Raw genomic sequence first — 456 nt, forward strand, 5'->3', positions numbered from 1 at the left:
CTCGCTCATCACCCGCTCCCCATGCTGCCGCTGACGTTCTACTTCCCGATGGCGGCACTGCTGAAGAAGTGACCACCCGTCCACCACATGGGCATGCCCAGACTCCGCATGCCCGCCTCTCATCACCAAAGGCGAGGAACATGCTACTGACCGTTGCGACCTACAACCTCCTAGAGGGCGGAGTCGGCGACGGGGACGGCGGCGCATCGGGGGAGAGCAGCGCGCCGCGTGACCAGATCACCGCCGTGGCGGCGTTGTGGACGCTTCGTCGCATCCACCGCTCCTGGTACGGCCAGGAGTACGCGCGGCAGGCATGGGCCTCCGCCGCACAGGCGGGCCACGCCTGGGTGGACTACCAGCTCCGCCTGGGCCGCCCCGACGTCACGCCCCTGGACGTGCTGGACGACGTGCTGGACGACGTGCTGGACGACGTGCTGGACGACGTGCTGGACGTCC

At 68.6% G+C, this 456-nt stretch carries 1 protein-coding gene; it reads left to right on the forward strand.

Annotation, left to right across the window (positions count from 1 at the left end):
• Positions 1–140: 140 nt before the first annotated feature.
• On the forward strand, positions 141–456 hold a 316-nt coding region (locus C1I98_RS39775; RefSeq protein ID WP_146607967.1), incomplete at its 3' end, for a hypothetical protein.

It is taken from the genome of Spongiactinospora gelatinilytica, assembly GCF_003236385.1.
Lineage (GTDB): Bacteria > Actinomycetota > Actinomycetes > Streptosporangiales > Streptosporangiaceae > Spongiactinospora > Spongiactinospora gelatinilytica.